The sequence below is a fragment of the Amycolatopsis sp. NPDC024027 genome (assembly GCF_040638975.1).
Classification (GTDB): Bacteria; Actinomycetota; Actinomycetes; order Mycobacteriales; family Pseudonocardiaceae; genus Amycolatopsis.
Genome location: NZ_JBEZYY010000004.1, coordinates 360,199 through 384,755 on the forward strand (window position 1 = coordinate 360,199; position 24,557 = coordinate 384,755).

General features: G+C 72.1%; 28 protein-coding genes. 20 read left to right on the top strand and 8 right to left on the bottom strand.

Translation table 11 applies throughout. From position 1 onward, the window contains the following. From AB0F52_RS13580 to AB0F52_RS13600, 5 genes are all read left to right on the top strand, one after another. Entirely contained in the window at positions 1-1,305 is a 1,305-nt protein-coding gene (locus AB0F52_RS13580) for an enolase C-terminal domain-like protein (RefSeq protein WP_360169165.1), read from the top strand. Continuing rightward, entirely contained in the window at positions 1,298-2,044 is a 747-nt protein-coding gene (locus AB0F52_RS13585) for an SDR family oxidoreductase (RefSeq protein ID WP_360169168.1), read from the top strand. The genes AB0F52_RS13580 and AB0F52_RS13585 overlap by 8 nt, the downstream gene beginning before the upstream one ends. Positions 2,045-2,107: 63 nt before the next feature. Next, the gene (locus AB0F52_RS13590; RefSeq protein WP_360169600.1) at positions 2,108-3,139 is read left to right on the top strand and encodes a sugar ABC transporter substrate-binding protein; all 1,032 of its coding nucleotides are present in this window, start codon (positions 2,108-2,110) and stop codon (positions 3,137-3,139) included. Further along, the gene (locus AB0F52_RS13595) at positions 3,136-4,659 is read left to right on the top strand and encodes a sugar ABC transporter ATP-binding protein (RefSeq protein ID WP_360169171.1); all 1,524 of its coding nucleotides are present in this window, start codon (positions 3,136-3,138) and stop codon (positions 4,657-4,659) included. Before AB0F52_RS13590 ends, AB0F52_RS13595 begins: the two co-directional genes overlap by 4 nt. Beyond that, the gene (locus AB0F52_RS13600; RefSeq protein WP_360169174.1) at positions 4,656-5,669 is read left to right on the top strand and encodes an ABC transporter permease; all 1,014 of its coding nucleotides are present in this window, start codon (positions 4,656-4,658) and stop codon (positions 5,667-5,669) included. The genes AB0F52_RS13595 and AB0F52_RS13600 overlap by 4 nt, the downstream gene beginning before the upstream one ends. Before the next feature lie 121 nt (positions 5,670-5,790). On the opposite strand, the gene AB0F52_RS13605 is transcribed toward AB0F52_RS13600, so the two are convergent. Further along, on the bottom strand, positions 5,791-6,513 hold the full coding sequence (locus AB0F52_RS13605) for a FadR/GntR family transcriptional regulator (protein WP_360169177.1): 723 nt from the start codon (positions 6,511-6,513) through the stop codon (positions 5,791-5,793). Positions 6,514-6,764: 251 nt separating this feature from the next. On the opposite strand from AB0F52_RS13605, the gene AB0F52_RS13610 reads away from it, so the two are divergent. Both AB0F52_RS13610 and AB0F52_RS13615 read left to right on the top strand, forming a co-directional pair. Further along, positions 6,765-7,733, top strand: a complete 969-nt coding sequence (locus AB0F52_RS13610) for an aldo/keto reductase (RefSeq protein WP_360169180.1) — start codon at positions 6,765-6,767, stop codon at positions 7,731-7,733. Beyond that, complete coding sequence (locus AB0F52_RS13615) at positions 7,730-8,581, top strand: amidohydrolase family protein (protein WP_360169183.1); 852 nt, start codon at positions 7,730-7,732, stop codon at positions 8,579-8,581. The genes AB0F52_RS13610 and AB0F52_RS13615 overlap by 4 nt, the downstream gene beginning before the upstream one ends. A gap of 34 nt (positions 8,582-8,615) precedes the next feature. Here AB0F52_RS13615 and shbA read toward each other — a convergent pair whose 3' ends face one another. From shbA to AB0F52_RS13635, 4 genes are all read right to left on the bottom strand, one after another. Continuing rightward, a complete protein-coding gene (shbA, locus tag AB0F52_RS13620; RefSeq protein WP_360169186.1) occupies positions 8,616-9,203 on the bottom strand; it encodes an RNA polymerase sigma factor ShbA in 588 nt (195 codons plus the stop codon). A gap of 323 nt (positions 9,204-9,526) precedes the next feature. Then, complete coding sequence (locus AB0F52_RS13625; protein WP_360169189.1) at positions 9,527-9,823, bottom strand: DUF202 domain-containing protein; 297 nt, start codon at positions 9,821-9,823, stop codon at positions 9,527-9,529. A 171-nt stretch (positions 9,824-9,994) separates the two neighbouring features. After that, a complete protein-coding gene (locus AB0F52_RS13630) occupies positions 9,995-10,348 on the bottom strand; it encodes a DUF202 domain-containing protein (RefSeq protein ID WP_360169192.1) in 354 nt (117 codons plus the stop codon). 11 nt (positions 10,349-10,359) lie between these two features. Then, positions 10,360-10,839 carry a GtrA family protein gene (locus AB0F52_RS13635; RefSeq protein WP_360169195.1) on the bottom strand — a complete coding sequence of 160 codons (480 nt, stop codon included), beginning with the start codon at positions 10,837-10,839 and terminating at the stop codon, positions 10,360-10,362. 148 nt (positions 10,840-10,987) lie between these two features. Between AB0F52_RS13635 and AB0F52_RS13640 the strand changes: the two genes are divergently transcribed. Continuing rightward, positions 10,988-11,398: a hypothetical protein gene (locus AB0F52_RS13640; protein WP_103337425.1), complete on the top strand. Its 411-nt coding sequence runs from the start codon at positions 10,988-10,990 to the stop codon at positions 11,396-11,398. An 81-nt stretch (positions 11,399-11,479) separates the two neighbouring features. Continuing rightward, positions 11,480-11,773 carry an iron-sulfur cluster biosynthesis family protein gene (locus tag AB0F52_RS13645; RefSeq protein ID WP_360169199.1) on the top strand — a complete coding sequence of 98 codons (294 nt, stop codon included), beginning with the start codon at positions 11,480-11,482 and terminating at the stop codon, positions 11,771-11,773. Positions 11,774-11,891: 118 nt separating this feature from the next. Here AB0F52_RS13645 and AB0F52_RS13650 read toward each other — a convergent pair whose 3' ends face one another. The 3 genes from AB0F52_RS13650 to AB0F52_RS13660 all read right to left on the bottom strand — a co-directional run bounded on the left by AB0F52_RS13650 (position 11,892) and on the right by AB0F52_RS13660 (position 16,143). After that, positions 11,892-13,013: a glycerate kinase gene (locus AB0F52_RS13650; RefSeq protein ID WP_360169202.1), complete on the bottom strand. Its 1,122-nt coding sequence runs from the start codon at positions 13,011-13,013 to the stop codon at positions 11,892-11,894. Then, positions 13,010-13,954 (bottom strand): D-glycerate dehydrogenase, encoded by a 945-nt coding sequence (locus tag AB0F52_RS13655; protein ID WP_360169205.1) that lies wholly within the window; start codon positions 13,952-13,954, stop codon positions 13,010-13,012. Before AB0F52_RS13655 ends, AB0F52_RS13650 begins: the two co-directional genes overlap by 4 nt. Positions 13,955-14,046: 92 nt before the next feature. Then, positions 14,047-16,143 (bottom strand): alpha-galactosidase, encoded by a 2,097-nt coding sequence (locus AB0F52_RS13660; RefSeq protein ID WP_360169208.1) that lies wholly within the window; start codon positions 16,141-16,143, stop codon positions 14,047-14,049. Between AB0F52_RS13660 and AB0F52_RS13665 the strand changes: the two genes are divergently transcribed. The 11 genes from AB0F52_RS13665 to AB0F52_RS13715 all read left to right on the top strand — a co-directional run bounded on the left by AB0F52_RS13665 (position 16,142) and on the right by AB0F52_RS13715 (position 24,550). Beyond that, positions 16,142-16,726, top strand: coding sequence for a hypothetical protein (locus AB0F52_RS13665; protein WP_360169211.1), 585 nt, complete (start codon positions 16,142-16,144; stop codon positions 16,724-16,726). The genes AB0F52_RS13660 and AB0F52_RS13665 overlap by 2 nt on opposite strands. Before the next feature lie 173 nt (positions 16,727-16,899). Continuing rightward, positions 16,900-17,709: a CoA transferase subunit A gene (locus AB0F52_RS13670; RefSeq protein ID WP_360169214.1), complete on the top strand. Its 810-nt coding sequence runs from the start codon at positions 16,900-16,902 to the stop codon at positions 17,707-17,709. Beyond that, positions 17,706-18,464: a CoA-transferase subunit beta gene (locus AB0F52_RS13675; protein WP_360169217.1), complete on the top strand. Its 759-nt coding sequence runs from the start codon at positions 17,706-17,708 to the stop codon at positions 18,462-18,464. The genes AB0F52_RS13670 and AB0F52_RS13675 overlap by 4 nt, the downstream gene beginning before the upstream one ends. Further along, the gene (locus tag AB0F52_RS13680) at positions 18,461-19,642 is read left to right on the top strand and encodes a thiolase family protein (protein WP_360169220.1); all 1,182 of its coding nucleotides are present in this window, start codon (positions 18,461-18,463) and stop codon (positions 19,640-19,642) included. The genes AB0F52_RS13675 and AB0F52_RS13680 overlap by 4 nt, the downstream gene beginning before the upstream one ends. 12 nt (positions 19,643-19,654) lie before the next feature. Then, positions 19,655-20,392, top strand: coding sequence for a protocatechuate 3,4-dioxygenase subunit beta (pcaH, locus tag AB0F52_RS13685; protein ID WP_360169223.1), 738 nt, complete (start codon positions 19,655-19,657; stop codon positions 20,390-20,392). Next, positions 20,392-20,946, top strand: coding sequence for a protocatechuate 3,4-dioxygenase subunit alpha (gene pcaG, locus AB0F52_RS13690; RefSeq protein ID WP_360169226.1), 555 nt, complete (start codon positions 20,392-20,394; stop codon positions 20,944-20,946). The genes pcaH and pcaG overlap by 1 nt, the downstream gene beginning before the upstream one ends. 4 nt (positions 20,947-20,950) lie before the next feature. Continuing rightward, positions 20,951-21,727, top strand: a complete 777-nt coding sequence (gene pcaD / locus AB0F52_RS13695) for a 3-oxoadipate enol-lactonase (protein WP_360169229.1) — start codon at positions 20,951-20,953, stop codon at positions 21,725-21,727. Next, entirely contained in the window at positions 21,724-22,125 is a 402-nt protein-coding gene (pcaC, locus tag AB0F52_RS13700) for a 4-carboxymuconolactone decarboxylase (protein ID WP_360169232.1), read from the top strand. Before pcaD ends, pcaC begins: the two co-directional genes overlap by 4 nt. Positions 22,126-22,135: 10 nt before the next feature. Next, positions 22,136-22,969 carry an IclR family transcriptional regulator C-terminal domain-containing protein gene (locus AB0F52_RS13705; protein ID WP_360169235.1) on the top strand — a complete coding sequence of 278 codons (834 nt, stop codon included), beginning with the start codon at positions 22,136-22,138 and terminating at the stop codon, positions 22,967-22,969. Between the two features lie 69 nt (positions 22,970-23,038). Next, a complete protein-coding gene (locus AB0F52_RS13710) occupies positions 23,039-23,662 on the top strand; it encodes a nucleotidyltransferase family protein (protein ID WP_360169238.1) in 624 nt (207 codons plus the stop codon). An 18-nt stretch (positions 23,663-23,680) separates the two neighbouring features. Further along, entirely contained in the window at positions 23,681-24,550 is an 870-nt protein-coding gene (locus AB0F52_RS13715; protein ID WP_360169241.1) for a MoxR family ATPase, read from the top strand. Positions 24,551-24,557 lie beyond the last annotated feature (7 nt).

Below are 24,557 nucleotides of genomic sequence, written 5' to 3' on the forward strand. Positions count from 1 at the left end.
ATGGCGAAGATCATCGGCATGGAGGTCCTCGACGTCCGGTTCCCGACGTCAAAGGAGCTCGACGGCTCGGACGCGATGAATCCCGACCCGGACTACTCCGCCGCGTACGTGGTGCTGCACGCCGACGGCGGCCCGGACGGCTACGGCCTCGCGTTCACCATCGGCCGCGGCAACGACGTCCAGGCCGCCGCGATCCGCGCGCTGGCCCCGCACGTCGTCGGCCGTGCGGTCCCGGAGGACGCGGCCGCGCTCGGCGACCTGTCCCGCACGCTCGTCGGCGACTCGCAGTTCCGCTGGCTGGGTCCGGAAAAGGGGGTCGCGCACATGGCCGTCGGGGCGGTGGTCAACGCCGCCTGGGACCTCGCCGCGCGCCGCGCCGGCCTGCCGGTCTGGCAGTTCGCGGCCCAGATGTCCCCCGAAGAGCTCGTGTCGCTCGTCGACTTCCGGTACCTGAGCGACGCACTCACCGAGGCCGAGGCCCTGGAGATCCTGCGTGCGGCCGAACCCGGCCGCGCCGAACGCACGAAGCACCTGGAGACCAGGGGCTACCGCGCCTACAGCACGTCGCCCGGCTGGCTCGGGTACGCGGACGCCAAACTCGTGCGGCTGGCCGAGCAGGCCGTCGCCGACGGCTTCGAGATGATCAAGCTGAAGGTCGGCGGCAACCTCGAGGACGACGTCCGCCGGATGAAGCTGGCGCGCGAGACGGTCGGCGACGGCATCCGGATCGCCGTCGACGCCAACCAGCGCTGGGACGTCCAGGCCGCGGTCGACTGGATGACCGAGCTGGCGCCGTTCGACCCGTACTGGATCGAGGAGCCGACCTCGCCCGACGACGTCCTCGGGCACGCGGCGATCGCGAAGGCCCTCGCGCCGATCAAGGTCGCCACCGGCGAGCACGTCCAGAACCGCGTGGTGTTCAAGCAGCTGCTGCAGGCGGACGCCATTTCGGTGCTGCAGCTGGACGCCGCCCGCGTCGGCGGCTTCAACGAAAACCTCGCGATCCTGCTGCTGGCCGCCAAGTTCGGCGTCCCGGTGTGCCCGCACGCCGGCGGCGTCGGGCTCTGCGAGCTCGTGCGGCACCTGTCGATGTTCGACTTCGTGGCGGTGTCCGGCACCGACGCGGACCGCTCCATCGAGTGGGTCGACCACCTGCACGAGCACTTCACCGATCCGGCCGTCGTCGAGCGCGGCCACTACCTCGCCCCGACCGCTCCCGGGTTTTCCGCGCGCATGCACGACGCCACGCTGCGCCGGTTCCGCTTCCCGGACGGTCCCGAGTGGACGGAGACCGCAAGTGAGTGAATTCGAGGGCCTGGTGGCCGCCGTCACCGGAGGCGCCTCGGGCATCGGCCAGGCGGTCGCGACCTTGCTGGCCGAACGCGGCGCCCAGGTGGCGGCCCTCGACCTCAAACCCGGAGAAGACGGCATCCGCTGTGACGTCTCCTCCGATGACGAAGTCCGCTCGGCGATCGACGCCGTCATCGAACGCTTCGGGCGCCTCGACATCCTCGTCAACAACGCGGGCATCGGCGCGCAGGGCGACGTCACGGCCAACGACGACGACGAGTGGCACCGCGTGTTCGACGTCAACGTCGTCGGCATGGTCCGGCTGGCCCGGGCCGCGCTGCCGCACCTCAAGAACTCGCCGTCCGCGGCGATCGTCAACACCTGCTCCATCGCGGCCTGGGCGGGCCTGCCCAACCGCGCGCTCTACTCGGCCAGCAAGGGCGCGGTGCTCTCGCTGACCCTGGCCATGGCGACCGACCACCTGCCCGACCGGATCCGCGTCAACTGCGTGTGCCCCGGGACGGCGGACACCCCCTGGGTGGGCCGGCTGCTCGACGCCGCCGACGACCCGGCGGCCGAACGCGCGGCCCTCGCGGCCCGCCAGCCGATGGGCCGGCTGGTCACCGCCGACGAGGTCGCGAACGCCATCGCCTACCTCGCCAGTCCCCGCTCCGCCTCGACCACCGGCACCGCGCTCGCGGTCGACGGCGGCATGTACGGCCTGCGTCCTCGCGGTCCCGTTCACCACGACTAACAAGACTTGATTTCCGCTGTCATCAAGGAGGATGCGGTGCGCGCTGTGCTCTTTCACAACAGGGTGATCCAGGTGGCCGCCACGGCCGCCGTCTGCGGCCTGGTACTGGCCGCGTGCGGGTCCACGAAGGACAATGCGGCCGCCCCGGCGGCAGGCGGCGGCGCCGGCGGCAAGGTCGGGGCCACGCTGCCCCTGCTGACCTCGCCGTTCTGGCAGGCCTACAACAACTACGTGCCGAAGATGGCCAAGGAAGAGGGCGTCGACGTCCTCCCGACGGTCAACGCCGACAGCGACCCCGCGAAGCTGATCACCGACATCGGCACCTTCCTCAACCAGGGCGTCAAGGGCCTGGTCGTGACGCCGCTGGACTCGGCGGCCATCGTCGCCGGGCTCAAGCAGGCGGAGAACAAGGGCGTGCCGGTCGTCGCGGTCGACGTCGCCCCCGAGAGCGGCAAGGTCGCCATGGTGGTGCGGGCCGACAACAAGGCCTACGGCACCAAGGCCTGCGAAGCGATCGGCGAGAAGGTCAAGTCCGGCAAGGTCGTGCAGATCATGGGTGACCTCGCGTCAGTCAACGGCCGCGACCGCTCGGAAGCCTTCCGCGACTGCATGAAGTCCAAGTACCCCGGCGTCCAGGTGCTGGAGATCCCGGCCGAGTGGAAGGCCGACAAGGCGTCCTCCGGCCTGGACAGCATGCTGACCGCGAACCCGGACATCAAGGGCGTCTACATGCAGGCCGGCGGCGTCTACCTGGCCCCGACCGAGCAGGCGCTCAAGCGCAAGAACCTGTTCTTCCCGGTCGGCGACCCCAAGCACATCGTGCTCGTCTCCAACGACGGCATCCCGCAGGAGCTGGCCGCGATCCGCGCCGGCGAGCTGGACGCCACCGTGTCCCAGCCGGCCGACGCCTACGCGAAGTACGGCCTGTACTGGCTGAAGAAGGCCATGGCGGGCGAGACGTTCAAGCCCGGGCCGACCGACCATGACAGCACCATCGTCGAGATCAGCCCCGGCATCCTCGAGGACCAGCTGCCCGCGCCCGTCATCACCAAGGCCAACGTGGACGACAAGGCTCTCTGGGGGAACAACCTGTGACCGCGCTGCCCGCCGGCGAATCCGCCGTCCCGGTGGTCAGCGCCGTAGGAGTCGGAAAGCGCTACGGCCCGACCGTGGCGCTGCACGACGTCAGTCTCACCGTGCACCCCGGCGAGTCGCACGCGCTCGTCGGGCGCAACGGGGCCGGCAAGTCGACGCTCGTCACCATCCTCACCGGCCTGTCCGCCACGGACACCGGGCACGTCGAGTTCGGCGGCGAGCCGGCCCCACCACTGTCCAAACAGGACGAGTGGAAGGCGCGCATCGCCTGCGTGTACCAGCACGCGATGGTCGTCCCGCAGCTCACCGTCGCCGAGAACCTGTTCCTCAACCGGCAGGCGGGCGGCGGGTTCTCGATCGGCTGGAAGTCGTTGCGGCGCAAGGCCCGCGAGCTGCTCGACTCGTGGGACGTGCACGTCGACGTCGACACCCCCGCCGGGGACCTCTCGGTGGAGGACCGGCAGTTCGTCGAGATCGCCCGCGCGCTGTCCTACGGCGCCCGGTTCATCGTCCTCGACGAGCCGACCGCGCAGCTGGACAGCCAGGCCATCGAGCGGCTCTTCGAGCGGATGCGCCAGATGCAGGCGGGCGGGGTGACGTTCCTGTTCATCTCGCACCACCTGCACGAGGTCTACGAGGTCTGCCAGGCGGTGACCGTGCTGCGCGACGCGAAGCACGTGCTCACCGCCCCGGTGGCCGAGGTCGGCAAGGCCGAGCTGGTCGACGCGATGACGGGCGAGCCGGGCGGCCTGTCGGTGCGCGACGCGGCTTCCCGGGAGTCGTTGGAAGCGGACGCCGCGGAGATCCTGAGCGTCGACGGGCTCTCCGGCGACGGCTTCCGGGACGTCTCGTTCCGGCTCCGCCGCGGCGAGGTCGTCGGGCTCGCGGGCAGCAACGCCAGCGGCAAGCACCAGGTCGCCGAGACGGTCTACGGCCTGCGGACGCCGTCCGCGGGCACGATCCGCGTCGACGGCTCGCCGCTGCGGCCGGGCGACATCCCGGCGGCGCTGCGGGCCGGGATCGGGTGCGTGCCCCGCGACCGGCACCACGAAGGCCTGGTGCTGACGCACTCGATCGCCGACAACGCCACCATGTCCATCCTGGACAAGCTGGGCCGCGGCGGGATCGCGTCCCCGGCCACGCGGCACGCGAAGGCGTCGCAGGCCCTGAAGGACTACGACATCGTGGCCGCGGGTGCCGAACAGCCGGTTTCCGACCTGTCCGGCGGCAACCAGCAGAAGGTCGTGCTGGCGCGGGCGTTGCTGAGCGACCCGCGGGTGGTCGTGCTGATCAACCCGACCGCCGGGGTGGACGTGAAGTCGAAAGAGGCGCTGCTCGCGGTCGTCGACCGGGTGCGCGCCGAGGGCAAGGCGGTGCTGATCGTCAGCGACGAGCTCGACGACCTGCGCCTGAGCGACCGGGTCCTGGTGCTGCGCGCCGGGGCCGTGGTCGCCGAACACCAGGCCGGGTGGTCCGACGGCGACCTCGTGGCCGACATCGAAGGAGTCGAGCTTTCGTGACCGACGTGATGACCTCTCCGCAGACGGAGCTGCCCGCCCCACCCCGTCGCCGCAAAGCCGTCTGGCTGCGTGAGCTCGCGCTGCTGCCGGCGCTGGTCGTGGTGTTCGTCATCGGCGGCCTGGTCGACGACACCTTCGTCGGCTGGAGCAACATCGTCAGCATCCTGACCGCGTCGGCCGCGCTGTCGCTGGTCGTGCTGGGCGAGTCGCTGGTGCTGATCACCGGGAAGTTCGACCTGTCGCTGGAATCCACGATGGGCCTGGCGCCCGCGCTGGGCGCGATGGTCGTGATCCCGGCGGCGTCGGCGGGCTTCGGCGCCGAACTGCCCGCCGCGATCGGGCTGCTGGTGATCCCGCTGTGCGGGGCGCTGGTCGGGTTCGTCAACGGCTTCCTGATCGTGAAGCTGAAGCTGAACGCCTTCATCGTCACGCTCGCCATGCTCACCGTGCTGCGCGGGGTGCAGGTCGGTTCGACCAAGGGCAAGACGCTGTTCAACCTGCCGGACTCGTTCACCGACCTGGCGACGACGACGTTCCTCGGGCTGCCGATGTCGGTGTGGCTGGCGGCGCTGCTGTTCGCGGTCGCCGGCTGGGTGCTGCGCTACCACCGCGTCGGCCGCGCGCTGTACGCGATCGGCGGCAACCGCGAAGCCGCGCGGGCGGCGGGCGTGCGCGTCGACCGGATCGCGTGGGCGGTGTTCGTCGTCGCCGGGATCCTCGCCGCGATCGGCGGCCTCGCCTACACCGGTTACGTCGGGGCCTTGGGCGCGAACCAGGGATCCGGCATGATCCTGCAGGTGTTCGCGGCGGCGGTGATCGGCGGCGTCTCGCTCGACGGCGGCAAGGGCACCCTGGTCGGTGCCCTCACCGGCGTCCTGCTGCTGTCGTCGGTGTCCAGCCTGCTCAACTACGCGCACGTCACGGCGGAGTGGCAGGGGGCGATCTACGGCGCCATCATCCTGGTCGCGCTGATCATCGCCCGGTACGCGGGCGGAAAGCCCCAGACCTGACGCTCACCCCGTGAAGATCCGACGTTCCAAGTCTGCCGCGGCTGGTCGTGAGTGGTAACGCGGGTTCTCACCCGCGTTACCACTCACGACAAGTCCGGGAGGGGGAGGTGCTGCGAGCGTGTCAGGAAGCCTCGGCGGCGGGTTCGTCCGTGGTGGTCGGGTCGTCCGCGGTGCCCAGGGCGTTGCGCAGCCACTGCTCCACGCCGGCGACGTGCACGGTCGCCCACGAGCGGGCCAGTTCCGGCTCGCGCGCGGCGATGGCCTCGTAGATCGCCGTGTGCTGCTCGCGGGTCTTCGCGACCGCGCCCTCCTGGGTGAGGCCGCGCCAGATCCGGGCCCGGGCGGTCGGCCCGGAGAGGCTGTCGAGCAGCGAGCAGAGCACCGGGTTGCCGGAGCCGTCGGCGATCTTGCGGTGGAACTGCAGGTCGTTGGCGACCAGCGCTTCCACGGTCGGCGAGTCCTCCAGCTCGCTGAGCAGCGTGCCCAGCTCCGCGATGTCGGCGTCGCTCATGTGCAGCGCGGCCAGCGCGGTCGCGGCGGGCTCCAGGATCCGGCGCACGGCCAGGAAGTCGAGCACGGTGTCGTCGCGGTGGAAGTCGACCACGAACGTCATGGCGTCGAGCAGCAGGTTGGGCTCGAGGCTGGTGACGTACGTGCCGTCACCCTGGCGGACGTCGAGCACCCTGATCAGGCACAACGCCTTGACCGCCTCCCGCAGGGAGCTGCGCGACAGCCCGAGCCGCTGGGCCAGCTCGGCCTCCTTCGGCAGCCGGTCGCCCGGCGCCAGCTCGCCGGTGATGATCATGTCCTTGATCTTGTCGATCGCGACATCGGTGACGGGCATCGCGTCCGCCCTCCCTGCAACAGACCTCGGATGTTTCGGTGGTGCTCCCCAGCGTGCCATGTCCCGGCCGGGGAAGGGGCGATGACCCACCAGCGCGCACCACAACGGGTGGCTCCGCGCGCAGCCGGTGCCCGCTCCCGGCGGACCCGGCGTAACGGACCCGCCCTGTTCCACGTCCTCGAAGACGACTGCTCCGGCGACGACACCGGCCGCGGACCGGTCCGGAAACCGCCGGTGAAGGAGTGACCGCGTTGGAACTCTCCCTGTCCCCGCTGGGGCTCGGCTGCGCGCAGCTGGGCAACCTGTACCACGCGATCAGCGACGAGACGGCGGCCGCGACCGTCCGGCGCGCGTGGGACGAAGGTGTCCGCTACTTCGACACCGCGCCGCACTACGGCCTCAGCCTGTCGGAGGCCCGGCTGGGTGCGGCGCTGAGCTCGTACCCGCGGGACGAGTACGTGCTCTCGACGAAGGTCGGCCGCGTGCTGGAGCCGAACCCGGACGGCGCCGGCGCCCAGGACGACCAGGGCTTCGCCGTGCCGGCGGCGTACAAGCGCCGGTGGGACTTCAGCCGCGACGGCGTCCTGCGCTCGATCGACGACAGCCTGACCCGGCTGGGACTGGACCGCGTCGACATCGTCTACGTCCACGACCCCGACGACCACTTCGAGGACGCCCTGCGCGGTGCCTTTCCCGCGCTGCGGGACCTGCGGGAGCAGGGCGTGATCGGGGCGTTCGGGGCCGGGATGAACCAGGCGCCGATGCTGGCCGAGTTCGTCCGCCGCACCGACCTGGACGTCCTGCTGGTGGCCGGCCGCTACACGCTGCTCGACCAGCCCGCGCTGGACGAGCTGTTCCCCCTGTGCGCCGAACGGGACGTCCGCGTGGTGGTCGGGGGCGCGTTCAACGGCGGGATCCTGGCGACCGCGGAACCGGGCCGGGTCTACGACTACGCCGAAGCGCCGGCGGAGCTGGTCGAGCGGGCCGGGCGGATCGCCCGGATCTGCGCGCGGCACGGCGTCGAGCTGCCGGAAGCGGCGCTGGCGCTGCCGATGGCGCATCCCGTGGTGGCGTCGGTGGTCGTCGGCGCGCATGATCCGGAGCAGGTCAGCGTGAACGCGCGGCGGGCGCGGGCGGTCGTGCCGCCGGCCCTGTGGACCGAGCTGGCCGACGCGGGACTGCTGCGCGCCGACGTCGTCATCGCCGAAGGAGTCTCATGATCGACGCGCACCACCACCTGTGGGACCCCTCGCGGCGCGAGTACCCGTGGATGGCGGGGGAGGCCATGGACCCGATCCGCCGCCCGTACACGGTCGACGACCTGCGCACGGTGACGAAGGCCGCGGGCGTGCACGCGACCGTCCTGGTCCAGACGGTGCCGTCGGAAGAGGAGACGGCGGAGTTCCTCGCCACCGCGGCGGCGGAGCCGGTGATCGCGGGCGTGGTCGGCTGGGTGGACCTCACCGCTCCGGACGTCGCCGACCGGCTGGCCGCGCTCGACGGCCCGCTGGCCGGGATCCGGCACCAGGTGGAGGGCGAGCCGGACGACGACTGGCTGCTGCGCCCGGAGGTGGTCGCCGGGCTGAGCACCGTGGCGGCGGCGGGGTTGGCGTTCGACCTGCTGGTCCGCCCCGCGCAACTGCCGGCCGCGACCGAGGTGGCGTTGCGGCTGCCGGAGCTGCGCCTGGTCCTCGACCACGCGGCGAAGCCCCCGATCGCGGCGGGGGACTGGGAGCCGTGGGCGTCCGGGGTGGCCGCGCTGGCGGCGCGCGAGAACGTCGTGTGCAAGCTGTCCGGCCTGGTCACCGAGGCCGACTGGTCGGGCTGGGAGGTCGGGCACCTGCGCCGGTACGTCGACCATGTCCTCGACGTGTTCGGCCCGGAGCGCCTGCTGTTCGGCTCGGACTGGCCGGTCTGCGAACTGGCGGCGTCCTACGAGCTGGTCCTCGACGCGGCGATCGCCCTGACGAGCTCGCTGTCGGACGCCGAGCGCCTGGCCGTGTTCGAACACAACGCCCGCACGGTCTACGGGCTGGATGCGGGCGGGGCCACCTCCTCCAGGGGGTAAACGAGGTTTCCCCGCCCGCCGCTGAAGTGGCCTGTCAGAACTCGTCGTCGTGGATCATGCCGCGCAGCCGGGTCAGGGCCCGGTGCTGCGTCACGCGGACGTTGCCCGCGGAGATCCCGAGGGCTTCGGCGGTTTCGGTCGCCGAGAAACCGACGGCGATGCGCAGGGTCAGGATCTCCTGCTGCACGCGGGGCAGGGAGGCGAGCAGCCGGCCGAGGCGGGCGCCCAGGTCGAGGTGCAGCGCGTGGCTCTCGGGCTCGTTGCCGGCGACCAGCGGGCGCTCCGGGAGTTCGGGGACGGGCTCGGAGCGGTCCCGGGCGACGGCGCGGTAGGCGTCGGCGACCTTGTTGGCCGCGATCGCGTGGACCAGGTAGAGGAAGGAGCCGCCGCGGTCCTGGTAGTCGGGCAGGGCTTTGAGCACGGCGAGGCAGACCTCCTGGGCGACGTCGTCGGCCGAGAGGTAGGAGAGGTCGCGGCCGCCCATGCGCGCTCGGCAGTAGCGGACCACCACCGGCTCGATCATCTGCAGCAGCGAGTGGATCGCGGCCGGGTTGCCCTCGCCGGCGTCCTTGACGAGGGGGTCGAGGTCCTCCTTGGTGAGCCGTCCGCCCGGGCGGGGCATCGACTCCGGGGTGCGATAATCGCGAAGGCTCGAAGCGGATTGTTCAGTGGTCCTCGGCGGTGCTGTCATGGTCGTCTCCCCGGCCGACCCTCGACCGTCGCTGCCGGGGGTTCAACACTCCGTAACTGATCCATCGCAGATGCTCGGGTAGATCAAGGTGCATTCTGCGGTCCGTGCGACGCAGGGTAATCGTAAGCACCTCCGGGTGGGTCAGTCCAGATTTCAACGACCAATACCCCGTTAGCAGTATCGACCGTGATGTTCCCGCGACCCTGCCGCGCACATTGCGATTAATCGGTTTCAGGATGTGCCGAGTTCACTCGTCAGTGGAAGACGACCACGGAAGTGGCGGTGGCGGTCACGGCCAGCGACGCGATCGCGGGCAGTACGCGGCTCGGCGGCCCCGGTTCGGCGGTGCGCAGGGCTCGTTCGCGGTGCATCCCGATGGCTGCTAGCAGGACCGATGTCCCGGCAGCCAGCAACGCGGGGACCAGCGAGCCACCCCAATGGCGCTGGGCGGCGGCGTGCAGGAGCAGTACCGTGCAGGCGGCGGACGAGAGTGCGGTCCGCCGCCAGGCGAGCCCGGTGCGCTCGGCCTGGGCGCCGGCAGGGGTGGTCACGGCCGGCTCTCGAGCCGCTTGTCGGCAATTTTGACGTCACGATAATCGCGAACCGGCGGTATTCGCTTCCGGCGAGGCCCGGCGTCCGGGCCGGGGCGTCCGGCTCGGCGGGAAGAGCGGGCGGCCGGACCGGTTTTCGTGGCCGTCACCGTCCGCAGCCTTCCGTGTCACTCACGAGACCACCAGCAGCACGGCCGCGGTGACGATGAGGGCCAGCAGGCCGCCCGTCAGGCCCAGGATCATCCGGCTGGGCGGCAGGGGTTCCCCGGCCCGCATCGCGATCTGCACCCGCCGCCACCGCGGGTACGCGGATGCGGCGAGGGCGGCGGCCAGCACGACGCACAGCCCGGCGAGCACCGCGCTCGCCGCGGCCGGCGACGGCACCAGCTGGTGCACGGCCACCCCGCCCGCGAGCAGGCCGAGGGCCGTGCGGAGCCAGGCGAGGAAGGTGCGTTCGTTGGCCAGCGTGAAGCGGTAGTCCGGTTCGGTGCCGCCCGAGTGGGGCTTGATGTCGTCCGACGCCACGCCCGCAGACGCTAGCCGGTGTGGGCGGCCGCGGCCGGTCCGGTGCGGTGCGCGAAGACCCACCAGCGCAGCACGGCGAACCGCACGAACCCGCCGACCAGGCTGGCCAGCAGCAGCGTGCCGGTTTCCTCCCACGACGTCGGCCGGTCGACGAAGGCGTCGAGGACGGCCAGCACGGCCGAGCCGTACAGGGCGTAGAAGGCGAAGGTGAGCACGTCCTGCAAGTGCCGCTTTCCGGCGTTGCTGGGGCGTCCGGCGAAGGTGACGCGGCGGTGGAACTCGGTGTTCCCGACCGTGGTGAGCGCGATCGCGACCAGGTTCGCCACCTGGGAGCCGAGCTCGTCGCGCAGCAGGAGGAACAGGCCGGCCTGCAGGCCGGTGGTCACCACGCCGGCCACGACGTACCACGCCGCGTGCGTGCCGAGCTCGTGGTGGCGGTCCGGATCGGTGGCGAGCAGCCGGTGCTCCGGTGCGCACCTGGTGGTGGCCATGATCCCAACCTACCTCGCGTTCACAAACTTGTGAATGTGTTAAACCGGTTGAAGAAATGTGATCCCGGTGACACCGCGGGGTTTCGCCGCCCCACCGGCCGGGGTAGGTCACCGGCGACGGGAAATTTCCGACGCGCCAGGAGGGCCAGTGAGTGACCGTGACTCGGCCGAACCGCAGAGCTTGAGCCCCAGCGAGGCGCTGGACGAGGACGAACTGCGCGTCGACTCGCTCGAAGAGGGGATCGAGCCGCCCGAGCACTGGAGCGCCGCGAACCGCTACGGCACCACGCCCCGGGAGATGCGCGAAGGCGAGCCGATGGACCAGCGCCTGGCCGAAGAGGTCCCGGACGCCGAGCCAGAGCCGGTCCCGGAGCGCCCGCTGGCGGCGACACCGGCGGCGGAACTCGACGAGACGATCGAGGACGCGCCGCCGGACTTCGAGCCGGTGGCCCCGGAGGAGACCGTGGCGCGCCGCCATTCCAGCCCGGGGGTGGACGCCCGGCCGGATTACGCCGGCGAGTCGGTGGCGGACGCCATTCGCGCCGCCCGCCAGGGCTGATCCGCTCAGACTGCACGTCCGTTCGGGCGCCCCTAGCGTGGGGCACCAGTGCATCGGACCGCGACGAAGGGAAGGCCGAAGATGCTGACCGTGACCGAAGCCGCCGCCGAGGCGATCGCCGCCCTGACGAGCCAGGGGGAGGGTGACGCCGGGCTCCGCCTGGCGGTCCAGAACGCCGACGGCGAAAGCGCCCAGCTGGCGCTGTCGGTGGCCCCCGAGCCGGCAGAAGGCGACAGCGTGCTGGGAGAGGAGCAGGGACCGAAGGTGTTCCTGGAGCCCCAGGCAGCCGCGCTGCTGGACGACAAGGTGCTCGACGTCCAAGAGGACGACGCGGGCGGCGTGGCGTTCGCCGTGCTGCCCCAGCACACGAGCTGACCGCGGCGGGCGGGCCTTTCGCCCCTCGGGTGCGGAAGGTCCGTTCGCTCGCGCGGCGGCGCCCGCGGGTGGAGCACCTTCGCCGTTCTCCTGTCCCGGGGCGAATCGTGGGCGGTGCTCAGCTCGCCCGCCACGCCCGGACCAGCTCCGCCGCCCGGACCCGCAGCAGTTCCGCCGCATGACGGCGAGCGTGGTCCAGCGAAGGCGCGTGATCGATCAACGCGCTGCTCCCCACCACGCCCAGCCGCGCCAGCCCCGCCGCGTCGAGCTGGATCCGGCCCGCCAGCGCCAGCAGCGGCACCCCGCGCGGCCGCGCCCGGTCGGCGATGCCCGCCGGGGCCTTGCCGTTCAAGCTCTGCTCGTCCAGCGATCCCTCGCCGGTGATCACGAGGTCCGCGCCGTCCAGCGCCTGGTCGACCCCGGTCAGCCCGGCGATGAGATCGAACCCGGACTCGACTTTCGCCCCGAGCGCGATCGCCGCCGCCGCCACTCCGCCGCCGGCGCCCGAGCCCGGCACCCGCGAGACGTCCGGCGCGCCGCCCACCTGCAGGGCGTGGGCCCACCGGCCCAGTCCCTCGTCGAGCAGCGCCACCTCCGAAGGTCCGGCTCCCTTCTGCGGCCCGAACACCGCCGCCGCGCCCTCCGGGCCCAGCAGCGGGTTCGTCACGTCGGTCGCGACCGCCACGCGCACGCCCGCCAGCCGCTCCCGCACCGGCGTCAGCTCCGTCGACGCCACTCTCGTCAGCGTGCCGCCGCCCAGGCCGACCGGCGCACCGAACGCGTCGAGCACGCCGGCGCCCAGCGCTCCCAGCATCCCGGCACCGCCGTCGGTGCTGGCCGTGCCGCCGACCGTGAGCACGAGCCGCCGTGCGCCGTGGATCAGCGCGTCCGCCAGCAGCTCGCCGACGCCCCAGGTGTGCGCGGCCAGCGCTATCGCCGGCGAGGGTTCGACGAATTCGATGCCGCACGCGCGCGCGGATTCGATGTACGCCGTGCCGTCCAGCACCGCGTACCGCGCCTGAACCGGCTCCTCGAGCGGCCCGCGGACCGCCATCCGCACGATTCGCGCGCCCGCGGCTTCCAGCACATCCAGGGTGCCTTCGCCGCCGTCGGCGACCGGGCAGGTGACGATTTCCGCGTCCGGCAGGGCATCGCGCACGCCGAGCGCGATCGCCTCCGCGGCCTCGACCGCGGTGAGGCTGCCCTTGAACTTGTCGGGCGCGATGACGACACGGGTCACGGCTTCACCTCCGTCAGTGGGGGACGCCCGGCGAGCACCGCCGCGACGTTGCGCGCGGCCAGCACGGCCATCGCGGTGCGGGTCTCGACCGTCGCCGAGCCCAGGTGCGGGCTGAGCACGACGTCGTCGCGGCCGAGCAGCCGCGGTTCGACCTCGGGTTCCTTCTCGAACACGTCGAGCGCGGCGCCGGCGATCTCCCCGGCTTCCAGCGCGTCGGCCAGCGCGGCTTCGTCGACGACCGGGCCGCGGGTCGTGTTCACCAGGTACGCGCCGGGTTTCATGGCGCGCAACGCGGCGGCGTCGACGAGGTGCCGCGTCTCGGGCGTCAGCGGGCAGTGCAGCGAGACGACGTCCGAGCGCGCCAGCAGCTCCTCGAACGAAACGAATTCGGCGTCGGTGTCCTTTTTGGACCGTCCGGAGTAGGCGACGGACATCCCGAACGCCGACGCCCGGTTCGCCATCGCCCGCCCGATCTGCCCGAACCCGACGATGCCGAGCGTCTTGCCCTGCAGCCCGGAGCCGAGCAGGAAGCCGAGGTGGAACGACCACGGCGTGCGGGAGCGCAGTAGCCGTTCGCCCTCGCCGAGGCGCCGCGTGACGGCGAGCAGCAGCCCGAAGGCGAGGTCGGCGGTGGCGTCGGTGAGCACGCCCGGCGTGTTGGTGACGACGATCCCGCGCTCGGCCAGCGCCGGGACGTCGACGTTGTCGTACCCGACGGCGACGTTCGCGACCACCTTCAGCCCGGGACCGGCGGCGTCGGCCAGCGCGCCGTCGAGCCGGTCGTGCAGCATCCCGACCACGGCCGACGCGCCGCCGACGAACTCGTGCAGCTCGGCAGGCGTCAGTGGACGATCGGCGGGGGAGACCTCCACCTCGCCTGCCTCGGCGAGGAGCTTCACCGCGTCGTCGGGAATCCATCGGGTCACCGCGATCTTGGCCACCCCGACAGCCTAGGTCACGGCACCGACGGTTTTCGGGGGTTCGGGTGGCGGAGCCCCCGACCTGGGGCGAAGCCCCAGATGTCACCGACATTTCAGCCGACGCGCGTCAGCCGCACCACCGCGCTCGCGTACCCGCTGCCGGGAAGATCGACGTCCAATCCGTGGCTCAGCAACACCGCGCCGTGGTGCACGACGCCGTCCTGGTCGCGGTAGCGCCCGGCCGGATCCAGCCCCGCGAGCCGCGGCGGGGTGAACGGCCGCGCGAACTCCGTGGGCCGCCGCCAGAAGATGACGACCACGGAGTCGCCGAGCACGTACTGGACCGCCGTCAGCGCCGAGACCACAGGGTCCGCCAGCCGGTACAGCGAGCCGTGTTGCACCACCGGCCGGATCTCCTTGTACAGCGCCACGAGGGAGGCCACTTCGGCGAGTTCGTCCGGCGTCCAGCGCGGCAGGTCGCCGCCCAGGCCGAGCACGCCCGCCATCGCCACGTGGAACCGGAACCTCAGCGGCGCTTCCCGCTTCGTGGCCGGGTTCGGGCTGTCGGTCACCCAGGCCGACATCGTGCCGGCGGGGTAGATCTGGCCGTAGCCGTGCTGGATGGTGATCCGGTCGGCGGCGTCGGTGTTGTCCGAGGCCCAGATCTCGTCCGTGCGCGCGAGGATCCCCAGGTCGGTGCGGCCGCCGCCGCCCGCGCACCCCTGGATCCGCAGGTCCGGGTGGTCGGCGCGCAGCCGGTCGAGGATCGCGTACACCGCCCGCACGTGGCCGACCCACAGCCGCTGCGCGTCCGGGCCCGCCGCCGGCCAGCCCGCCTCGGTGAACGCGCGGTTCATGTCCCACTTGAGGTAGTCGATGCCGTGCTCGCCGACCAGGCGCTCGAGCCACTGGTGGGCCCAGTCCGCGACGTCCGGCCGCGCGAAGTTCAGCACGAGCTGGTTGCGCAACGTCGTGCGCTCGCGGTGGGCCATGTGCAGCACCCAGTCCGGGTGCGCGCGGTAGAGGTCGCTGTCCGGGTTGACCATCTCCGGCTCGACCCACAGCCCGAACCGCATCCCGTGCGCGTGAACCGCGTCGACCAGCGGTCCCAGCCCGTCCGGGAAGCGTTGCTCGTTGGCGGTCCAGTCGCCGAGCCCGGCCGAGTCGCCGGTGCGGGCGCCGAACCAGCCGTCGTCCATGACGAACAGCTCGGCTCCGACGCGGGCCGCCGCGGCCGCCAGCTCGGTTTCGGTTCGCTCGTCGACGTCCCAGCCGGTCGCTTCCCAGGAGTTGTAGACGACCGGCCGCAGCTCATCGGGGTGCGGCTGGACGAACTCGCGGACGTAGGCGTGCCACCGCCGGCTCGTGCCACCGAAGCCGTCGGCCGCGTAGAGCCCGGCGAACACCGGCGTCTCCCACGTTTCGCCCGGCTGCAGCCGCCAGGTGACGTGCTCGTGCCCGAACCCGCCGGTCCACGTGACGCGGCCGGTGTGCGTGCGCTCCACGGTGATCCGCCAGCTCCCGCTCCACGCCAGCGCACTGCTCCACACCTCGCCGGCGGTCTCCGTCGCGTCGCCCGCGTCGAGCATCACCCACGGGTTCACCTGGTGGCTGGAGGCGCCGCGCCGGCTGGTGAGCGTGGTTTCGCCGACCGGCAGGGGTTCCCGCAGCAGGCCGTACTCGGCGCTCCACGCGCCGGAGGTCCGGCTCAGCCGCACGCCGTCGCGCCGGGGGAGTGTCCACGACGCGGAATCCGTGCGCAGCAACGCGATGGGCTCTTCCGAACCGGTGTGCCGCAGCGACGTCCAGCGCTCGACGACGTCACCGCGGACGCGGTAGTGCAGGGACAGCTCCAGCGGGTAGTGCCGGTCGGTGAGGCGCACGACGAGCGTGTCGTCTTCGAGTGCGAAGCCGTCGTAGCGCCACTCGAGCGCCGACGTGCCGTCGGCGTATCGGACGGCCAGTGCCGCGACGCCGAAGAACGCGCCGCCCTCGGCCGGGAGCTCCTGCCGTTCGTCGCCGGGCTCGTCGAAGCTGCTGTCGGCCGGGTTGCGGCGCGCGGCGACCTGCGTGGCCTGGGCCAGCGTCAGCGGCGGGCCCCAGTGGACGTGCCGCGGGCGGTCGTCGGCGTCCAGCCGGAAGGCGTACGAGCTCTCGGGGGTGCGCAGCAGCCAGAGCCGGTGCGCGGGGTCGTGTTCGACGAGCGACATGCCCGACAGCGTAGAGCCGACCACGTGGCCGGTACCGCGGTCCATCGGGGCCGCGCTGGCTCCCCACGCCAACGGCGTGCGCGTCGACACCGACGTCGAGTGCTACTGCGAGACGGTGTCCACCTGGGACAGCTCGGTGAAGGCGCGGTGGGCGGACCTGCCGGACTGGCTGGGCGTGTTCGGGCCGCAGTACCGGCCGGACCTGGACTCGATGCCGGTCGGCAACAACACCGGGTCGGGCATCCAGGACGGGATCTCCGACGTCGAGCGGCAGAGCGTGCTGACGTTCTGGTCGATCCTGACGAATCCCGAGGTCATCGCGGTCGACCACGCCGGTTCTTATCCGACCCGGGTCACCGGCGGGGACCTGCAGGTGTGGAAGAAGAAGGCGCCGGACGGCAAGGAGTACGCGGCGGTCTACAACCTGGGTGCCACCCCGGCGGACATCACGGTGGACCTGGGCGTTCCGGGCGCGCGGCCGGTGCGTGACCTCGTCGCACGCAAGGACCTCGGGCGGTTCCGGGGCTCGTGGACGGCTTCCACCGTGCCGCCGCACGGCTCGCGGTTGATCCGGATCGGCTGACTTTTCTCTCCAAGGGGACTTTTCTCGCTGCCGAGGCGAGAAAAGTCCCCTTCGACGTGCGTGCGTCATCCATTGGGTGGAAGACGTCTGGTCGGGCCACCCGTCGCCGTGCTAAGTTCGGTGGCAGAACGAGTGTGCGTGATGCGAACACTCCGGACGGTGTGGAGGGTGTGATGGCGGAGCTGCTGTCGCTGGAGGAGGCCGTGGCCCGGCTGGTGCACGACGGCGACACCGTCGCGCTCGAAGGGTTCACGCACCTCATCCCGGTCGCGGCCGGGCAGGAGATCATCCGGCAGCGCCGCCGGGATCTCACGCTGGTGCGGATGACCCCCGACATCGTGTACGACCAGCTCATCGGCGCGGGCTGCGCGCGCAAGCTGATCTTCTCGTGGGGCGGCAACCCGGGCGTCGGCTCGCTGCACCGCTTCCGCGACGCCGTCCAGCACGAGTGGCCGGTACCGCTGGAGATCGAGGAACACAGCCACGCGGGCATGGCGAACCGGTACGTCGCCGGCGCGTCCGGCCTGCCGTTCGCGGTGCTGCGCGGCTACACGGGCACCGACCTCCCGGCGCAGACAGCCACGATCAAGCCGATCACGTGCCCGTTCACCGGCGAGAAGCTGACGGCGGTCCCGGCGCTGAACCCGGACGTCTCGATCGTCCACGCCCAGCGCGCCGACCGCTCCGGCAACGTCCAGATGTGGGGCATCACCGGTGTCCAGAAGGAAGCGGTACTGGCGGCGAAGCGGTCCCTGGTGACGGTCGAGGAGATCGTCGACGAGCTGGAACCCCGCCCGGGCGCGGTAGTGCTCCCGGCGTGGGTGGTCACGGCGGTGGCCGAGGTTCCGGGCGGCGCGAAGCCGTCGTACGCGGCGGGGTACTACGAGCGGGACAACGCGGCGTACCAGGCGTGGGACAAGATCGGGCGCGACCGCGAGGAGTTCACGAAGTGGCTGAACGAGCTGACCGGGGTGAAGGCATGAGCGCCCCGTATTCCGCCGACGAGATGATGAGCGTCGCGGCCGCCCGCGCCCTCGGCGACGGCATGTCCTGCTTCGTCGGGATCGGCCTGCCGAGCAAGGCGGCGAACCTCGCCCGCCGCGCGCACGCGCCGAACCTGACGCTGATCTACGAATCCGGTTGCCTGGGCGCCAAGCCGTCCCGCCTGCCGCTGTCCATCGGCGACGGCGAGCTGGCCGACACGGCGGACGCGGTGATCAGCGTGCCGGAGGTGTTCAACTACTGGCTCCAGCCCGGCCGCATCGACGTCGGCTTCCTGGGAGCGGCCCAGCTGGACAAGTTCGGCAACATCAACACGACGGTGATCGGCTCGGACTACCACGACCCGAAGGTCCGGTTGCCGGGAGCGGGCGGCGCCCCGGAGATCGCGGCTTCGTGCGGCGAGGTGTTCATCGTCCTGCGCCAGAACCCGCGCGCCTTCGTGGAGAAGGTCGACTTCGTGACGTCGTTCGGCCACGGAACCGGCAAGGGCGACCGTGAAAAGCTGGGCCTGCCCGGCCGAGGCCCGACCCTGGTGGTGACGGACCTGGGCCTCCTGCGCCCCGACCCGGAGACGGCGGAGCTGACGCTGACGCAGCTCCACCCCGGCGTGGACCTCGACAGCGCCATCGCGGCCACGGGGTGGAAACTGAAGGTGTCCGACGACCTCGAGACCACCCCGGCCCCCACGGAGCAGGAGCTGACCCTCCTGCGAGACCTGGAGAAGGCAAGCGCATGACCGACGTCTACATCCTCGACGCGATCCGCACCCCGTTCGGCCGCTACGGCGGCGCGCTGGCCGGCGTCCGCCCCGACGACCTCGCCGCCGGGGTCCTGCGTGCTCTGCAGCAGCGGAACGACCTCGATCCGTCCACAGTGGACGAAGTCACCCTCGGCGACGCGAACGGCGCGGGCGAGGACAACCGCAACGTCGCCCGCATGGCCGCCCTCCTCGCCGGCTGGCCCACGACCGTCCCGGGCAGCACGGTCAACCGCCTCTGCGGCTCCGGCCTCGACGCGGCCATCCAGGCCAGCCGCGCGATCCAGGTCGGTGACGCCTCCCTCGTCGTCGCCGGCGGGGTCGAGTCCATGACCCGCTCGCCGCTGGTCATGCCGAAGCCGGAAAAGGCCTTCCCGACGGGCAACCAGACCCTCTACAACACCGCGCTCGGCTGGCGCATGGTCAACCCGGCGATGCCCGCGCAGTGGACGATCTCCCTCGGCGAGTCCACCGAACAGCTCGCCGAGCGCTACGGCATCGGCCGCGACGAGCAGGACACCTTCGCCGCCCGCAGCCACGTCAACGCGGCCAAGGCGTGGGACGAGGGCTTCTACGACGACCTGGTCGTTCCGGTCGAAGGCGTCGACCTGGCCCGCGACGAAGGCATCCGCCCGGACTCCAGTCCCGAGAAGCTCGCCAAGCTGAAGCCCGTGTTCCGCAAGGAAAACGGCACCGTCACGGCGGGCAACGCCTCCCCGCTGAACGACGGCGCCTCGGCCCTCCTCCTCGGCGACGAAGCCGCCGCGGGCCGCTTGAGCAAGGCCCCGCTCGCCCGGATCGCCGGCCGCGGCGCGGCGGGCGTCGACCCGGACGTCTTCGGCATCGGCCCGGTGCGCGCGGCGGAGATCGCCCTCGAACGCGCCGGCATCGGCTGGGACGACCTGGCCGCGGTCGAGCTCAACGAGGCGTTCGCCGCGCAGTCACTGGCCTGCCTGCGCGACTGGAAGGACCTCGACCCGGAGATCGTGAACACCCACGGCGGCGCGATCGCCATCGGGCACCCGCTCGGCGCGTCGGGCGGCCGGATCCTCGGCACCCTGGCCCACGACCTGCACCGCCGCGGCGGGGGCTGGGGACTCGCCGCCATCTGCATCGGCGTCGGCCAGGGGCTGGCCGTCGTCCTCGAAGGCCGGTAAGGGAGAACAGAAATGGCCACTCCGACCGATTTCAGGCTGCCGCGCTACGGGGAAGACCCCGAAGGCACCCACCCGCCCCTCGACTCCAGCGGCTACCGCTCCACGGCCCTGCGGTACCCGAAGCAGGACCTCGTCCTGCTCCCGCAGATGCTGACCGAGGTCACCGGCCCGCTGCTCGGTCCCGGCCGGCTCGGCGAGCACGACAACGACCTGACCCGGCAGCACGCCGGCGAACCGCAGGGCCAGCGCATCATCGTCACCGGGCGCCTCCTCGACGGCGAAGGCCGCCCGGTGCGTGACTCCCTCGTCGAGATCTGGCAGGCGAACGCGGGCGGCCGCTACCGGCACACCGGCGACCGCTGGCCGTCCCCGCTGGACCCGAACTTCGACGGCGTCGGCCGCACCCTGACCGACAGCGACGGCCGCTACACCTTCACCACCATCAAGCCCGGCGCCTACCCGTGGAAGAACCACGACAACGCCTGGCGCCCGGCGCACATCCACTTCTCGGTGTTCGGCTCGGCGTTCACGCAGCGGCTGGTCACCCAGATGTACTTCCCGGACGACCCGCTGTTCTCGCAGGACCCGATCTTCAACTCCATCCCGGACGAAAAAGCCCGGCAGCGGATGGTCTCGCGCTACGACCACGACATCACGCAGGCCGAGTGGGCACTCGGGTTCCAGTTCGACATCGTGCTGCGCGGGCGCGACGCGTCGGTGTTCGAAGAGGAAGAGGAGGACGAAGACTGATGACCAGGCTGCTGCCCACCCCTTCGCAGACCGTCGGCCCGTACCTGTCGATCGGGCTGCCCTGGCCCGACGGCCCGCACGTCGTCCCCGAGGGCACGCCGGGCGCGTTCTGGATCCGCGGGACCGTCCGCGACGGCAACGGCGACCCGGTCCCGGACGCCATGATCGAGACGTGGCAGGCCGACCCGGACGGCGGCTTCCGCCACCCGGACGACCCGCGCGGCGCGGCGCACGGCGAGTTCCGCGGCTTCGGTCGCTGCCCGACGGAGACCGACGGCACCTACGGGGTCTTCACGCTGCTCCCGGGCGTCCTGCCGGGTGAAGGCGGCACCACGCAGGCCCGGCACATCGACGTCTCGGTGTTCGCGCGCGGCCTGCTCCACCGGGTGGTCACGCGGATCTACTTCGAAGACGAGGACAACTCCGGCGACCCGGTGCTGGCGACGGTGCCGGAGGAGCGGCGCGGCACGCTGATCGCGGCGAAGACCGACGACGGCTACCGCTTCGACGTGCGGTTGCAGGGAGACGGCGAGACCGTCTTCTTCCGGGTGTGATGCCGTGAGCGCCGTGAAGCTGCACCGGGTCGTGGCCGGCCCCGGGGGCGCGCCGGTGGTCGTGTTCGGCGGGTCGCTCGGCAGCGACGTCCGGATGTGGGAACCGCAGGTCGCGCCGCTGGTGGAGCGCGGGTTCCGGGTGGTCCGCTACGACGCGAGGGGGCACGGCGGGTCGCCGGTCCCGCCGGGTCCTTACGAGCTCGAAGACCTGGGCGCCGACGTCCTGGCGCTCCTCGACGAGCTCGGCGTCGAGCGGGCGCACCACGTGGGCCTGTCGCTCGGCGGGATGACGGGGATGTGGCTCGGCGTCCACGCGCCGGACCGGGTCGCGAGCCTGGTGCTGTGCTGCACGTCGGCGAAGCTCGGGCCGCCGTCGATGTGGGTGGAGCGGGCTCGCACGGTCCGCGCCGAGGGCACCGCCGCGGTGGCCGAGGCGGGCGTGCGCCGCTGGCTGACCCCGGGGTACGTCGAGCGGCACCCGGACCGGGCCGAGTTCCTCCGCGCGATGATCGCGGCGGTCCCGGCCGAGGGCTACGCGGCCTGCTGCGGCGCCATCGAGCGGATGGACCAGCTCGGCACCCTGCCGAAGATCTCCGCACCGACCCTGGTGATCGCGGGTGCGGACGACCCGGCCACGTCGCCGGACGAGCACGCGCGGCCGATCGCCGAGGGCATCCCGGGCGCGCGGCTGGAGGTCGTGGCGAACGCCGCGCACCTGGGCAACTACGAGCAGCCGGCGGCGTTCACCCGGCTGATCCTGGACCACTTGGAGCGAGCGTGACGGACCGCCACGAGCAGGGCATGAAGGTGCGGCGCGAGGTGCTCGGTGACGAGCACGTCGACCGCGCGGTCGCGGGCACCACGGACTTCAGCCGCCCGTTCCAGGACTACATCACCGAGGGTGCGTGGGGATCGGTGTGGGCCCGCGACGGCCTGGACCGCCGCACGCGCAGCTGCGTGACACTGGCGGCGCTGACGGCGCTGCAGGCGCACAACGAGCTGGCGATGCACGTCCGGGCGGCGGTCCGCAACGGCCTGACGGCGGCGGAGATCGGCGAGGTCCTGCTGCACACGGCGGTCTACGCCGGAGCGCCGGCGGCGAACGCGGCGTTCGCCGTCGCCCAGCGCACCCTGGCCGAGCTCGGCGAGCCGAGCGCCCTGCCGAGGGACGCCGGATAGGGTGCCGGGCATGGACGTGACGAGGCCGCCGTTCAACGTCCGGCTGGACAGCGAACCGGCGCACCGCGGTGCCCACCACGTGCAGTCGCTGGAGCGCGGGCTGGCCGTGATCAAGGCATTCCACGCGGGCGCGGCCGAGCTGACGTTGAGCGACGTGGCCCGCTCGACGGGCCTCACCCGCGCGGCGGCGAGAAGGTTCCTCCTGACCCTGGCCGACCTGGGCTACGTCCGCACCGACGGCAAGTACTTTTCGCTGACGGCCCGGGTGCTGGAGCTGGGCTACGCCTACTTGTCGAGCATGACGCTGCCGGAGGTGGCCCAGCCCCACCTGGAGCACCTGTCCGCGGGCGTCCACGAGTCGAGCTCGGTCTCGGTGCTGGAGGGCACCGACATCGTGTACGTGGCGCGGGTGGCGGTCTCCCGGATCATGACGGTGAGCATCAACGTGGGCACCCGCTTCCCGGCATACGCGACCTCGATGGGCCACGTCCTGCTGGCGGGGCTCAGCGAGGCGGAGCTGGAGCGGTACTTCCTGGTGGCCAGCCTGGACCGGCTGACGGACCACACGGTGACGGCCCCCGCCCACCTGCGCGCGGAGCTGGCCAAGGTGGCCGGCCAGGGCTGGGCGATGGTGGACCAGGAGCTGGAGGAAGGCCTCCGGTCGGTGGCCGCCCCGATCCGCGGCCGCACGGGCCGGGTGGTGGCCGCGGTCAACCTGTCGACCCACGCGAGCCGCACCACGGCGGAGTCGGTGCGGAGGGACCTGGTCCCACCTCTGCTGGAGACGGCCCGGGCCATCGAAGCGGACCTGGCGGTCGGCGCCCCGGACCACGCCCGTGGCTGAGCGAGCGGCCGCGCCACCTGCCTGGCTGCGCATGCCCCGGCCGGCGCAAAGCACCGTCCCGGCGGGCTCATGACCAGCCCCGCACCGGTCGCCGGTCTCCTGCTCGCCGCCGGTGCCGGTCGTCGCTTCGGGGGCCCGAAAGCTCTCGTCCGGCTGGACGGTGAGCCCCTCGTCCTCCGTGCCCTCCGCACTCTCACCGCCGCCGGGTGTGAGCCCGTGCGGGTCGTCGTCGGGGCCTCCGCCGAGCAAGTCCGGGCCCTGCTGCCCGATCCCGCCCAAGCCGTCACGGCCGAGGACTGGGCGACCGGCATGGGCGCCTCCCTGCGTGCCGGCCTGGCCTCCCTCGACCGGACCGAACGAACCGAACAGACCGGCCGGACCGAAGGCACCGGCCAACCCACCGCCGCGCTCGTCCACCTCGTCGATCTCCCGTGGGTCGGCCCCGACGTCATCGCCCGCGTCGCCGCCCATGCCTCCGCCGAAGCCGTCGCCCGCGCGGCCTACGACGGTGTGCCCGGCCACCCCGTGCTGCTCGGCCGCCGCTGGTGGGGGGAGATCGCCGGCGCCGCCCGGGGGGATCGCGGGGCCCGGGACTGGCTCGCCACCCGCGCCGACCTCAGGCTGATCGAGTGCGGCGACCTCGGCAGCGGCCGGGACGTCGACCGGCCCGGTGATCTGGCGGGTCCCGCGTGAAGACCTACGATCGACAGCGTGACGGACTCGCCCGAAGAACTCGCCGCCGCCCTCGATGCGACCGGTTACCTCGCCGATGACGGGCTCGCGACCGCCGGCTTCCTCGCCCTGCGCATGGGCCGCCCGCTCTTCTGCGAGGGCGAGCCCGGCACCGGCAAGACGTCACTGGCCCTGGCCCTGGCCACCGCGCTGGAGCGGCCGCTCATCCGCCTCCAGTGCCACGAAGGCATCGACGCCGCCCAGGCCCTCTACGAATGGGACTTCCCGCGCCAGCTCCTGCACCTGCGCGCGCTCGAGGCGGCCGGGGAGGGGCACCTCGACGTCGAGGCCGCGGAGCGCTCGCTCTACACCGAGCGGTTCCTGCTGGCCCGGCCCCTGCTGCAGGCCCTGATCACCGCACCGTGCGTCCTGCTGATCGACGAGATCGACCGCGCCGACGACGAATTCGAAGCCTTTCTCCTGCAACTGCTCGACGAACACGCCGTGACCATTCCCGAGTACGGCGAAGTCCGCGCGGAGCATCCGCCGCTGGTGGTCCTCACCTCCAACCGGACCCGAGAGGTGCACGACGCACTGAAACGCCGCTGCCTCTACCACTGGCTGGAACACCCGGACCTGGTGCGGGAGGTCGAAATCCTGCGCCGTAGGATCCCGCGGGTAAGTGAAGCTCTGGCTCGGCAAATCGCTGAAGCGGTGCATCGGCTCCGTGAAATGGATCTGCTGAAACCGCCGGGAGTGGCGGAGTCGCTCGATTGGGCGCGCGCCTTATTGACTCTTCAGCGTGACGAGCTGGACGCGGCGACGGCGGCGCGAACGCTCGGAGCCGTCCTGAAATACAGCGAAGACCTCGACCGGGTCCGGGCGAAACTCGACGCCTTGTTCGCCTGACCGCCCG

What these genes read in the sequence shown, in the direction of transcription:
- AB0F52_RS13645 (WP_360169199.1), top strand. Translation starts at nt 11,480, where the DNA reads ATGCTGACCGTGACCGAAGCCGCCGCCGAGGCGATCGCCGCCCTGACG.
- pcaH (WP_360169223.1), top strand. Translation starts at nt 19,655, where the DNA reads ATGGCCACTCCGACCGATTTCAGGCTGCCGCGCTACGGGGAAGACCCC.
- AB0F52_RS13605 (WP_360169177.1), bottom strand. Translation starts at nt 6,513, where the DNA reads ATGCCCGTCACCGATGTCGCGATCGACAAGATCAAGGACATGATCATC.
- AB0F52_RS13670 (WP_360169214.1), top strand. Translation starts at nt 16,900, where the DNA reads ATGGCGGAGCTGCTGTCGCTGGAGGAGGCCGTGGCCCGGCTGGTGCAC.
- AB0F52_RS13675 (WP_360169217.1), top strand. Translation starts at nt 17,706, where the DNA reads ATGAGCGCCCCGTATTCCGCCGACGAGATGATGAGCGTCGCGGCCGCC.
- AB0F52_RS13665 (WP_360169211.1), top strand. Translation starts at nt 16,142, where the DNA reads ATGCCCGACAGCGTAGAGCCGACCACGTGGCCGGTACCGCGGTCCATC.
- pcaG (WP_360169226.1), top strand. Translation starts at nt 20,392, where the DNA reads ATGACCAGGCTGCTGCCCACCCCTTCGCAGACCGTCGGCCCGTACCTG.
- AB0F52_RS13580 (WP_360169165.1), top strand. Translation starts at nt 1, where the DNA reads ATGGCGAAGATCATCGGCATGGAGGTCCTCGACGTCCGGTTCCCGACG.
- AB0F52_RS13710 (WP_360169238.1), top strand. Translation starts at nt 23,039, where the DNA reads ATGACCAGCCCCGCACCGGTCGCCGGTCTCCTGCTCGCCGCCGGTGCC.
- AB0F52_RS13680 (WP_360169220.1), top strand. Translation starts at nt 18,461, where the DNA reads ATGACCGACGTCTACATCCTCGACGCGATCCGCACCCCGTTCGGCCGC.
- shbA (WP_360169186.1), bottom strand. Translation starts at nt 9,203, where the DNA reads ATGCCCCGCCCGGGCGGACGGCTCACCAAGGAGGACCTCGACCCCCTC.
- AB0F52_RS13635 (WP_360169195.1), bottom strand. Translation starts at nt 10,839, where the DNA reads ATGGCCACCACCAGGTGCGCACCGGAGCACCGGCTGCTCGCCACCGAT.
- AB0F52_RS13660 (WP_360169208.1), bottom strand. Translation starts at nt 16,143, where the DNA reads ATGTCGCTCGTCGAACACGACCCCGCGCACCGGCTCTGGCTGCTGCGC.
- AB0F52_RS13615 (WP_360169183.1), top strand. Translation starts at nt 7,730, where the DNA reads ATGATCGACGCGCACCACCACCTGTGGGACCCCTCGCGGCGCGAGTAC.
- AB0F52_RS13705 (WP_360169235.1), top strand. Translation starts at nt 22,136, where the DNA reads ATGGACGTGACGAGGCCGCCGTTCAACGTCCGGCTGGACAGCGAACCG.